Origin of the sequence: Thermomicrobium sp. 4228-Ro (assembly GCF_026241205.1) — a bacterium.
Classification (GTDB): Bacteria; Chloroflexota; Chloroflexia; order Thermomicrobiales; family Thermomicrobiaceae; genus Thermomicrobium.
Window position 1 is genome coordinate 1 of record NZ_JAPFQM010000010.1, and the last position, 11,151, is coordinate 11,151.

An 11,151-nucleotide genomic window follows, 5' to 3' on the forward strand; every position below is an offset into this window, starting at 1 on the left:
GTGCGACTGACGCTGAATGCGGCTCCCGTACAGCTTCGTACATATCGACTCCTTGCTCTGCGCAAGTCGCACGAGTGTCCTTCGGCGAGCGATCTGCTACTCGACTCCAAATCCTAGGCTCGATCATCGGAGCCCTTCAATCACTCTGTTCGCGATAACCGAACGAACCCCGAAAATCGATGGAATAAAGGGCGACACTATCCTGCTGCACTTTCACCAGAAGAATAATGAGAGCGTCCCAGGAGATACGGGACTTGTCACAACAAGAACCGCTCACCTGCCTTCCATTGCTGCTCCTGAATATGCTCGAAGCGCTGCCGCAAATGAATATCCCGAGCATTGGATCCGACAAGCACTTCGTATGAACCGGCGGGAGCAACCCACAGCTTCGCTGCTTCGTCGAAATACGCCAGATCCCGTGAGTCGATGGTGAAGGTCACGGATCTTGACTCTCCAACAGCCAACTGGACACGCTGGAAGCGGCGGAGTTCCTTCGGCGGACGTCGGACGCTCCCGCCGGGAAAACCGATATAGAGTTGAACCACCTCACTCCCATCGCGCGAACCCACATTCTGCACGGTGCACGAGATACGGAGAGTTTCCCCGGGTTCGAGGATCGAGCGATCGAGTACGAGATCACGGTAAAGGAACTCGGTATAACCAGAACCGTACCCGAACGGAAAGAGCGGTTCGATACCCCGCGCATCGTACCACCGATAACCGACAAACACACCCTCACAGTACGCTATGCGCCCGAACTCACCGGGATAATGAAGGAAAGCCGGTGTGTCCTCCAACCGTCGTGGATAGGTGAACGGGAGTCGCCCCGCCGGTTCGACGACACCCGTCAGCGCATCGACGACCGAATGTCCTACTTCCTCACCGGCATACCAAGCCAGAAGCAAGGCCCGAACCCGATCCAGCCACGGCAGATTGACGGGAGATCCAGCAGTGAGCACGACCACTGTATTGGGATTCGCCGCAGCGACTGCTTCGATCAGCGAGTTTTGGGATCCTGGTAGGTCGAAGGAATCTCGATCGAAGCCTTCACTCTCCCACTCTGGGCTGAGACCGGCGAAAACCAAAGCCAGTTCAGCCTCCTGAGCCGCACGAACAGCTCGAGCTATACGTTCGGCATCCGTCAGAGCATGCACGACGCCGAAGCGGAAACCAGCCAGAGGCATTCCCGGTTGCGCTTTCCGATACTCAGCAACAAGCTCATACGTACGCCCCGCTTCCAAGGCAACCTCGGCCCGCTGTTCAGCACTCCCGAAACCGAAATACGTTCTCCCAGGCTGCGGTGCGGTCCAATTATCGAGCACGAGCTCTCCGTCGATGAAAAGACGAACCTGCCCGACGGCGCTCGCGCCGAGCACGTACAGACCGGATTCCGTCGGTCGATAGAGGACACGAACCCGAGCCGCGAAGTTCGTCGCATCGACGCCTGGCAGCACCTCTCCGAGCCAGATGAAGTCAGTTGACGGGACGGGTAGGGTCGCAACTGCCTCGCCTGCAAACTCGGGGTTCGGGTACAGAACGAGCGTTATTCCCTCGACTCCGACATCGCTGTGCTCCAGTTGAGGGATCAGCTTGTAGATGGCGGCACCTTCGGCGATGAGGAATTCGCACTGTGGCGCCACTTCACGGAGAGCCTCTACTGGACTGATTACCCGATGCGAACGCACGAAGGCACTACCACCGCCGCCAACGGCGGGCCGGGTTGCGTGTGGCCCGATCACCGCGATTCGGCGGTAGGTGGTGAGGTCTAGAGGGAGAATTCCATCATTCCGGAGCAACACCATCCCGGATGCCGCGACTTCACGGATGAGTGCCCGATGTTCCGGACGATCGATCGCCCGCTCCTCTACGACATTTGGCCCGGGATCCAGGCGGCCAGCCCGTTCGTAGAGCAAGAGGATACGCCGGGCACTGCGGTCGACCTCCTCCGATACCTCCCCACGCTGGAGAGCGTCTCGAAGCTTTTCCCCGCGCCACTGCGGGGGTCCAGGCATCTCCAAATCGAGACCCGCACGTAATGCCTGCGCGGTACTGTGGGTCGCGAACCAGTCAGACATGACGACGCCTGGGTACCCGAGCTCCTCGCGCAGAACAGTTGTCAGCAACCAGGGATGCTCCGAACAGTAGGTACCACCGAGCCGGTTATAGGCTGCCATGACGCACCACGGATCAGCTTCGGCAATCGCGACTGCAAACGGAAACAGATAGACCTCGCGCAAAGTTCGCTCGCTTACTTCAACAGAAATAGTCATCCGTTCGAATTCCTGGTCATTTGCAACATAATGCTTGATGCAAGCTCCGATCCCGCGTTCCTGAAGACCACGGACATATGCCACAGCTAGTCGCGCAGTCAGCCAGGGATCCTCCGAAAAGCACTCGAAATTCCTCCCTCCTAGACTCGTACGCTGGATGTTGATCGTGGGGGCGAGGACAACGTGCACGCCCTTGGTCTCTGCCTCCTCAGCCAGTGCATGACCAACACGCTTGACGAGCTCGGGGTCCCAGGTGGCCCCCAAGAGAACAGGAGCGGGGAAGGCAGCTGCTGGCACGATACGGCTCCCGCGCACACCAGCTGGCCCATCGCTCACTTTGAGTGGCCGGATTCCGAGGCGAGGCACCCCGGGAACGGTCCACATGCTGTCCCCAGCGAGCAGTGCAACCTTTTCATCGATGGTCAACATCTCGACGAGCTTGTCGATATCGCGCCTCGACTCCACAGCATCCCCCTTCCCGTGTGGCTGCCCGAACAGCCCATCACTATAGGAGCCAGCGGGGCCCTTGTCTACCTCAACTCGCCGGCCGCCCAATCACGGCCCACTAGACATCGCCTCTGCCATTCCAGCCACATACTGCCACGAGCCAGCACGAACGCACCATCGCTGGGACACGGATAACAATCCGTGACTGTCAGTACTTAGGAACAAGTTTACTTCTGCTATAGTCTCTTGTTATTATTGACATAGTATATTTATCATGTCGAGTACACCCTATTTCATGCTGGTTTGTTGGTGTTTTTAACCTCGATCATGGCAATGGCGTACACTATAAGTCAAGCACGCGAGAGGGCACCCTCTACCACTTCCGGACCCACCGCTCGTTCCGCCCTACCGCGCACCGCAGTCGGAGACAAGTGCCGCCGAGGGAAATCGCCATCTCGGCCTCACGCTTAGGGATGCGACACGGGGCATCGCATGCTCTTGACGCCAGGTGGTCCACATGCTATCTTGTTGAGCTAACCAAACGGTCCATGGAATAGCGCGCGCGAGTGGCAGAAGAATGCGTAACACTCGACCGAGAACGGTTGGGAGAGACCGGTAGTCGGGTTTCGTGAGGAGGGATGATCATGCAATACGGTCAGCGCGGTACGAACTATTCGCCCGGTATCTCGCTCACTCGACGACGCTTCGTGGCGAGCCTGCTCGCAGTGGGCGCTGCCGCAACCAGCGGCTTGTTAGCCAGCTGTCGCCAAGGCTCGCCAACCACGACCCCAGCTGCAACCGCCCCGTCTACCGCTGGTAGTCCCACCGTTGTGGCAACGACTGGCACGGTCAGCGAATTTCCACGGAACGAAACACTCTTCGTCGCTGGTTTCCAGTGGGGTCCACCTACGACGTTCAACCCGATGACGCCCGGAACAGGCTGGCCAGCCGGTGGCGGCTTCAACACGCCCTTTGCGCATATCTATGAGATGTTGTTCGGCTTCAATCTGCTGAGTGGTCAACTGGAACCGCTTCTCGCAGAAAAACTCGAGCAGCCCGACGCCGCAACGATGGTCATCACTCTTCATCAAGGCACCAAGTGGCAAGACGGCAAGCCACTGACCGCCGATGATGTCGTGTTCACCTTTGAACTTGCGAAAGATCATCCCGAAGTGCCCTATAATACCTTTTTTGATTATGTGTCGAGTATGAGCAAAGTTGATGATCGGACTATTCGTATCGTCTTGAACAAGGAGCAACTCAACCCTGGATTCGTCAAAATGATGCTCAGTGCGGTCAAGATCCTCCCCAAGCACATTTGGGAAGCACGTGCCAAGTCGGGCCAGAAGCTGACCGAGATCGTCGATACCGAACCGGTCGGCTCCGGGCCGTACAAGCTCGTCGGCTTTTCGCCGGAGCGTGTAGCGCTGCAACGAGACGACAACTATTGGGGTAGCAAGGTCTTCGGAACTCCCGCACCGAAGTACATCGTGCATCCGATCTTCAAGTCGAACGACGAGGGTAACCTCGCGCTCGAACAGGGCCGGGTAGACATCTCGCAGCAGTTCGTTCCGAAGATCTGGGAAATGTGGGAACAGAAGCGTCTACCAGTCGGCACCTGGTTCAAACAACCCCCGTACCATGTGCCTGGATCGATTCCGCTGCTGTTTATCAACATCAACAAGAAGCCGTGGGACAACCCCACGCTGCGACGGGCGCTCGCTCATGCGATCAATTACAAGCAGATCGCCGAACTCGCCATGTCACGCTATTCTATCGTGGCGAACTCCAGTCTCATCATTCCCGACGGCGCTGAGAAGAAGTTTTTCGATCAAAACAACGTTCAGCAAAATGGCTGGAAGTATGACCCGCAGCGCGCGGTACAAATTCTGGAAAAGGAACTCGGTGCCAAGAAGGGCGGTGACGGCATTTATGTCCTCCCGGATGGCACGCGCCTCGGCCCATTCAAGGTGGAATGCCCCTATGGATGGACCGACTGGCAGACGGCACTCGAGCTCGTCGCGCAAAGCGCGAAGGATGTAGGGATCGAGATCAATACCGAGTTTCCCGATGCTCCCGTTCTCTTCACTCGGATTCCGAATGGAGATTTCGAGCTCGCGTTGTGGTTCGTAAGCGGTGTGAGTGCGGCAAGCCCCTGGATTCGCTTCCGCGACGTTCTGGATAGTCGCGGCGTACCGCCCATCGGTCAGCAGGCGTTCTGGAACTACAACCGCTATACGAATCCTGCCGTCGCTGACTTACTCGATAAGGCGGCAGCATCGCAGAACGAAACGGAACAGAAGGAACTCTTTGCCGAACTCGACCGCATTTTCATGAAGGACGCCCCAGCGATTCCGCTGATGTATCGCCCGCTCGAATTCTACGAGTACAACGAATCGACATGGACAGGCTTTCCGAACGCTGACAATCCTGTCGCGCCACCACAACAAGGTGGGGCTGGGATCAAGATCTTGTACAAGATCAAGCCGAAGAGCTGAGAGGCTCGCTCGCTCATGAAGTCATTCAAGCGGTATCTCTTGATGAAGACTGCCTGGTACGTCTTGGCCTTCTTTCTCGCTCTCGCGGCGAATTTCTACCTGCCGCGGCTCATTCCGGGTAATCCCGTCGATGCCCTCGTCGCACGGATGGCAGCCGGCGGCGGAGCGGAGGGCGAGGCGCTCCGCCGCATCTACCAAAACTATATCAGCGAGTTCGGCCTCGACAAGCCGATGTGGGAACAGTTTCTGTTATACCTCGGTAACCTGACGCGAGGCGACCTGGGAACTTCCTTTTCGGTGTTTCCAGCGAAGGTCAATGATCTGATCCTCCGAGCGCTGCCGTGGACGGTAGCACTCCAACTTCCTGCCATCTTACTTGGTTGGCTCATCGGTAACATGCTCGGGGCGATCGCAGCCTACCGCGGTGGTTGGTTTGATCGAGGAGCGTTCGTCATCTCATTGTTCGTCTCCAGCATTCCGTACTACTGCCTGGCCATTATGCTGCTGTACGGGCTCGCCGTTGCCCTACCCATTTTCCCACCGGGTGGCGGTTACTCGTACGGTCGCCTACCGACGTTGACGTGGTCGTTCCTTCTCGACGCCCTCCGTCACTACTGGCTACCCTTCCTCTCACTCGTTGTGATCTTCATCGGAGGGCAAGCCGTGGGTATGCGCTCGATGGCAATCTACGAACTGAACTCTGATTACGTGAACTATGCGCGGAGTTTAGGAATTCCAGATCGTCGCATCGTCCGCTACATTTTTCGTAACGCGATGCTACCACAGGTGACAGGGCTAGCCCTGTCGATCGGGTCACTCGTCGGGGGTGCGCTGATCACAGAAATCGTGTTTGGCTATCCCGGCATCGGTACCTTGCTTTTCAGCGCGATCCGGCAAAATGACTATCCTTTGATTCAAGGCATCACCCTGCTGATCGTGATCGGTATCCTCGTCGCGAACTACGTCGTTGACATCGCATATGGACTCATCGATCCACGCATTCGCGCCGTACAGGCTGGCGAGCGATAGGAGCCGACGATGGGTGTCGCGGCAGCTCAGTCGACGCAACCAGCGCAATATCCTCGTCCACTCGGACTGCTGTTGACCATCCTGCGTCTCGGCGGTATCGGCATCAACGCACGCTTTTGGATCAGTATTGCGCTCCTTTCACTGATCTTGCTTTTCGGAATTCTCGGTCCAACGGTGTTCGGGAAACGCGATCCGCTCCGGATCGTCGGCGGTTTGTACGATCCACCATCGCGCACAGTCTGGCTCGGGACGGACAATTTCGGCCGCGACGTGTTTGCACAACTCATGTACGGGACAAGGACATCTCTGACGATCGGCTTGATCGCTGGAGCCACTGCCACAGCGATCGGTGTGGCGATCGGCACCGTCGCCGGATTCCGCGGCGGATGGGTCGAGGAAGCACTTATGGGAATCACCAATGTGGTCATCACGATCCCTTCGATCGTGATCCTCATTCTCCTGTCGATCGCGGTTGCTTCGCGCTCGATCCTCGTCATGGGTCTCATCATCGGCATCACGAGCTGGCCGTGGACTGCGCGCGCCGTGCGAGCCCAGACGAGCAGCCTCCGTGCACGTGAGCACCTCGATATTGCGCGCTTATCGGGCGCAAGCACTCTCTCACTGATTCTTTGGGACATTATACCATACATGTTCTCATACATCTTCATGGCATTCGTCTTACAGTTTGCGAGTGGAATCCTACAAGAGGCTGCACTGAGTCTTCTTGGACTCGGACCCAGCAATACGATTTCCCTCGGTATCATGTTACAATGGTCGCTTCTTTGGGAAGCGGTTCGCACCGGAGCGTGGTGGGCATTCTTTCCGCCGACTCTGCTCTTATCCGTGATCGCCTTCGCGCTCCTCCTGCTTCAGTCGAGCCTGGATGAACTGTTCAATCCGCGCCTTCGCAGGAACTAGAGACGGAGTTTTCCTATGCAGCCGATACTCGAAGTTTCGGGGGTCAGCGCTGCCTACCAGCTAGCCACTGGACAGCAGGTGCACGCTGTTGACCATGTTTCGCTCACCGTCATGCCCGGGGAGGTGCTCGGTATCGTCGGTGAATCCGGGTGTGGCAAGTCCACCCTCGCCTCCGTTCTCTCCTTCACTGCGCGTCCACCACTCCGCGTTCTCGCCGGGACGCTCTCGTTCGACGCAAAAACCGTGACGCTCGCGAGCGCCGACCGGATACCGAGCGACTGGCGTGGTCGTCTGATCGCTCTCCTTCCGCAGGGCGCGATGAACGCACTCAATCCGACGCTTCGGGTGCGCGACTTTGCGTACGACGTTCTTCGCTCCCACGACCCGAACGTCGATCGCCAGAGCGCCATCGAGCGCACTCGCGAACGGCTTGAACAACTGTCGCTGTCAGCCCGAGTCCTCGACGCCTATCCTCACCAGCTTTCCGGGGGGATGAAGCAGCGGGTGGTCGCTGTCATTTCGACTATCCTGAATCCCCGGATCTTGATCGCTGATGAACCGACCTCGGCACTCGATGTTTCTTCGCAGCGCGCTCTGGTACACTTACTCCTAGAGTTACTCGAACGACAGATCATCACGAGTATTCTTTTCATCAGCCACGATTTACCGCTTTTGAGCAACATTACGGATCGCATCGCCGTCATGTACGCAGGCGAAATTGTCGAACTGGGACAAACGCGGCAGATCGTGCACAGCCCCCAACATCCGTACACGCAAGCGCTCATTCGCGCGACGCTTGTTCCAGGCCGCATCAAGCGCGGGCAGCGAATCGAAGGCATCCCTGGACAGCCGCCCGACCTACGCCAACCGCCACCCGGTTGTCGCTTCCATCCGCGTTGTCCATACGCATTCGAGCGCTGTATCAAGGAACACCCCCCATTGCAACAGATCGATGGTCGTCTTGTCGCCTGCTGGTGGGTGTTCGAGCGTCTTCAGCTGGAGCCGACGAAGAGGGATCAGTAACATGACCAGTTCGCAAGCTCTGCTGGAGGTCGAAGGGCTCTCGCGTCGTTTCGGCAGTGGGCGCACAGCCATAACCGCAGTCAAGAACGTCAGCTTCACGGTGGGACGTGGAGAAATCGTTGCGATCGTCGGTGAGAGCGGCAGTGGCAAGAGCACGCTCGCACGGCTCATTCTCCGTCTCCTCCCACCGACTTCAGGGGTCATTAAATTCCACATCCTCGGTGATGTGACACGACTGCAGGGTCGCCAACTTCACCGTTACTGGCAACATGTCCAGGCAGTTTTCCAAGATCCTTTTGCGACTTTCAATCAATTTCTGACCGTGCGCCGTTTCCTCCTCCGGTCGCTCGGTATTCTGGGTAATTCTCCGCCACAAACAGTTCGAGAAAAGGCGATCGCGTCCGCGCTCGAAGCAGTTGGCCTCGATCCGGCTGCAATTCTCAACAAGTGGCCACACCAACTCTCTGGCGGGCAGCGGCAACGCGTCATGATTGCGCGTGCTCTGCTCTTACAGCCGAGGCTCCTTGTGGCGGATGAACCCACCTCGATGCTGGACGCGTCACTACGTGTAACTGTGCTGAACTTGCTTGCAGAACTACGCAGCCGAGGCACTTCCGTCATCTTCATAACGCACGACCTCGGGCAAGCGTATTACCTCGCAGACCGCTTGCTCGTGATGTACCAGGGAGAAATCGTCGAGCACGGCCCGGTCGAGTCGGTCCTGCGGTCGCCTCGTCATCCCTACACGCAACGACTCCTAGCCGACGTGCCGAGACTCGGGGAGGGTCGATCTGCTCACTTCATACCACCCCCACCGCAGCATTCTCCTGCCACGCACTGAGGACTTTTCTCGCCGTACACACGACGCGTGCTGAGTCGGGAGGAGAGAGCAATGACAGCGCCCCGTCCAGCTCCGAAATTACCGACGAGTGGTGGTCGCCCCTGGCTGGGCGTCAACTATTGGTCGCGTACGGCAGGTCCCTTCATGTGGCAACGTTTCGATATCGACGTCATTCGGGAAGAACTGCATATCCTGGCACAACACGGATTGACCGTCATACGCGCGTTCCTCTTCTGGCCTCACTTCATGCCTGAGCCCGATTACCTCGACGATACGTGCGTTGCCCGCTTCGCCACCTTTTTGGACCTCTGCTGGGCAGCGGGGATCCAGACCATTCCAACCTTCATCGTTGGCCATATGTCGGGTGAAAACTGGGATCCGCGTTGGCGTCACGATCTCGATCTCTATCGTGACGGGTGGCTTCTTGCCCAGCAGGCCTTCTACATTCGTGAGATCGTACAGCGCTTCAAGGATCATCCTGCGATCGTGGCTTGGCTCATTTCTAACGAAGTACCGATCTACGGTGGAAGCACGGACGCGCGCTATGGCAAAAGCTGGGCTGAGATCACGGTGCAAGCCGTCAGGGCTGCGGGGGCACACCACCCGGTCTCGCTCGGAGACGGCGCGTGGGGTATAGAAGTCACTGGCAACGATAATGGTTTCCGGCTCCGTGATCTCATACGAACGATCGATTTTGTTGGTCCACACGTTTACCCGATGAGCGACGATGAGGTTCGGCAAAATCTCACCGCTGCCTTCACATGCGAACTGTGTCATTTTGGTAAGCCCGTACTGTTGGAGGAATTTGGCTGTACGACGGACTTCGTGTCGGAAGAGAACGCAGCTGTTTACTACCGACACGTCTTACACAGTACACTCCTCGCCGGAGCAGTCGGCTGGCTCGCGTGGAATAACACCGACTTCGATCTGCCAGAGCAGGATCCGTACCGCCACCATCCATTCGAACAGCACTTTGGTGTTACGGATGTTACTGGACGGCCGAAAGCCCCACTTATCGAACTTCACCGTTTTCGCACGACACTCGATCGTCTTGAGTTCGATCGCTGCACGCGAACGCCGACCGAAGTCGCGCTCCTCATCTCGTCCTATTTCGATACGGCTTATCCGTTCACGAATGCGGCTGAACGCCCGACCCTCCGACAGATTCTGTTGCAAACCTACTGCACTCTCCGACTCGCCGATCTCGCACCGCTCTGTATCCGCGAACTGGACGATTGGCCCCAAGTGCGCCTTCTCCTCTGCCCATCCACCAAAGCCCTGACTACCCCCACTTGGAATCGGCTGGAAGCCTTCGCTGCAGCGGGCAGCACGGTTTACGTTTCGTACTTCCCGGGGGTTACCCAAACACAACGGGGCCCGTGGTGGCCGATGCTCAACCAACTGTTCGGCGTTCGTCACCTGCTTCGGTACGGGCTCACGGATCCGGTTGAAGACGACGAAGTTGTGTGGACCTTCGAGCAACCTCTTGGCGATCTTCCAGTTGGAACGGTACTCCGCTTTCGTGTCAGCGGAAACGAAAACGGACGCGCATTCTTGCCGGTCGAACCGACGGAGGCAACCGTGATCGCTCGTGACCAGCACGGGAGACCGGCTCTTCTCGTTCGACCTCTCGACAAGGGACAACTCATCCTCGCAACGTTTCCCATCGAATACTTTGCAGCCAGCCGGCCAAGAAGCAATCCTGACGCATCGACGATCACGCTCTACCGTGCACTGGCTCGTTTGGCCGGCGCAACCCCTCCCGTCACAGTTCCCGACGCCGATGTCTGGTGTGACCGGCTGATCCGTGACGATGGAACCGAGTTTCTGTGGATCGTCAGCCACCGAGCCACATCCGCCGAAATCCGCCCCGCTACCGCACCTGGGCTCGTCCTCGAGGATCTCGAGTCAGGCGCCGAGGTCGATCCGCCGATTTCCCTGCCCCCATACGGAGTAGCGACCTACCGTGTCCGACGTTGAACGCTTCCGAGCTGTATCGTCAGCGTAACGACCGGAGGGATTCGCGCAAATTCTGGTTACTGCTGAAAAACAGCAGTTGTAACGGTGTGGCGTACCCGATCCGGCGTTCCTCCCTGCCACACTACCTCACCCCAGCGCTGTATCC

At 57.9% G+C, this 11,151-nt stretch carries 7 protein-coding genes; 6 read left to right on the plus strand and 1 reads right to left on the minus strand.

Translation table 11 applies throughout. The annotated features are described in order from the left end of the window. Nucleotides 1–257: 257 nt before the first annotated feature. Complete coding sequence (locus OO015_RS13930; protein WP_265942227.1) at nucleotides 258–2,735, minus strand: beta-glucosidase family protein; 2,478 nt, start codon at nucleotides 2,733–2,735, stop codon at nucleotides 258–260. A gap of 626 nt (nucleotides 2,736–3,361) precedes the next feature. Here OO015_RS13930 and OO015_RS13935 point away from each other — a divergent pair. Genes OO015_RS13935 through OO015_RS13960 form a run of 6 tightly spaced genes read left to right on the plus strand, consistent with a single transcriptional unit; the run spans nucleotide 3,362 to nucleotide 11,006 of the window. Next, the gene (locus OO015_RS13935) at nucleotides 3,362–5,215 is read left to right on the plus strand and encodes an ABC transporter substrate-binding protein (protein ID WP_265942229.1); all 1,854 of its coding nucleotides are present in this window, start codon (nucleotides 3,362–3,364) and stop codon (nucleotides 5,213–5,215) included. Nucleotides 5,216–5,230: 15 nt separating this feature from the next. Continuing rightward, nucleotides 5,231–6,244, plus strand: coding sequence for an ABC transporter permease (locus OO015_RS13940; RefSeq protein WP_265942231.1), 1,014 nt, complete (start codon nucleotides 5,231–5,233; stop codon nucleotides 6,242–6,244). Between the two features lie 9 nt (nucleotides 6,245–6,253). Continuing rightward, nucleotides 6,254–7,162 carry an ABC transporter permease gene (locus OO015_RS13945; protein ID WP_265942233.1) on the plus strand — a complete coding sequence of 303 codons (909 nt, stop codon included), beginning with the start codon at nucleotides 6,254–6,256 and terminating at the stop codon, nucleotides 7,160–7,162. Nucleotides 7,163–7,177: 15 nt separating this feature from the next. Further along, the gene (locus tag OO015_RS13950) at nucleotides 7,178–8,185 is read left to right on the plus strand and encodes an ABC transporter ATP-binding protein (RefSeq protein WP_265942235.1); all 1,008 of its coding nucleotides are present in this window, start codon (nucleotides 7,178–7,180) and stop codon (nucleotides 8,183–8,185) included. A gap of 1 nt (nucleotide 8,186) precedes the next feature. Next, nucleotides 8,187–9,026, plus strand: coding sequence for an ABC transporter ATP-binding protein (locus OO015_RS13955; RefSeq protein ID WP_265942237.1), 840 nt, complete (start codon nucleotides 8,187–8,189; stop codon nucleotides 9,024–9,026). A 51-nt stretch (nucleotides 9,027–9,077) separates the two neighbouring features. Beyond that, nucleotides 9,078–11,006 (plus strand): cellulase family glycosylhydrolase, encoded by a 1,929-nt coding sequence (locus tag OO015_RS13960; protein ID WP_265942239.1) that lies wholly within the window; start codon nucleotides 9,078–9,080, stop codon nucleotides 11,004–11,006. The last annotated feature ends 145 nt before the right edge of the window (nucleotides 11,007–11,151 follow it).

Coding starts and splice junctions, on each gene's coding strand:
- OO015_RS13950 (WP_265942235.1), top strand. CDS start 7,178: ATGCAGCCGATACTCGAAGTTTCGGGGGTCAGCGCTGCCTACCAGCTA.
- OO015_RS13955 (WP_265942237.1), top strand. CDS start 8,187: ATGACCAGTTCGCAAGCTCTGCTGGAGGTCGAAGGGCTCTCGCGTCGT.
- OO015_RS13935 (WP_265942229.1), top strand. CDS start 3,362: ATGCAATACGGTCAGCGCGGTACGAACTATTCGCCCGGTATCTCGCTC.
- OO015_RS13940 (WP_265942231.1), top strand. CDS start 5,231: ATGAAGTCATTCAAGCGGTATCTCTTGATGAAGACTGCCTGGTACGTC.
- OO015_RS13960 (WP_265942239.1), top strand. CDS start 9,078: ATGACAGCGCCCCGTCCAGCTCCGAAATTACCGACGAGTGGTGGTCGC.
- OO015_RS13945 (WP_265942233.1), top strand. CDS start 6,254: ATGGGTGTCGCGGCAGCTCAGTCGACGCAACCAGCGCAATATCCTCGT.